Source organism: Polaribacter sargassicola, assembly GCF_021991835.1.
Lineage (GTDB): Bacteria > Bacteroidota > Bacteroidia > Flavobacteriales > Flavobacteriaceae > Polaribacter > Polaribacter sargassicola.
The window spans coordinates 1-310 of sequence record NZ_JAHDAU010000145.1; the positions used below are offsets into that span (position 1 = coordinate 1).

General features: G+C 71.0%; 1 protein-coding gene. It reads right to left on the minus strand.

The features are described 5' to 3' along the window. Window positions 1-310 (minus strand): hypothetical protein (locus KI686_RS17575; RefSeq protein ID WP_237590364.1); only part of this gene is annotated, 310 nt, incomplete at both ends.

Consider the following 310-nt stretch of genomic DNA (forward strand, 5'->3'; position numbering starts at 1 on the left):
GTGCACGCAGCTCGGGGATGATCTCGGCGAACCGCCGGCCGATCGGCTTCACGGCCCCGCCGTTCTCCAGCAGGCCCAGCGAGTACTCCAGCTCGGGGTAGTCCGCGAGCTCACGGCTCACATCGTGCGAGCACCACCAGGTGACGCCCCACAGGTTCTCGGTCCGGGCGGCGGAGCGCACGGTCGCCTCCAGGAAGCCGGGCGTCTCCTCCGGGGTGAGGCAGTTCGACGGGGCGCCGACCTCCTGCAGCCAGATCGGCCTCGCGGGATCGGTCGCGAAGGCGCGGGAGAGCTCGATCATGTACTCGGC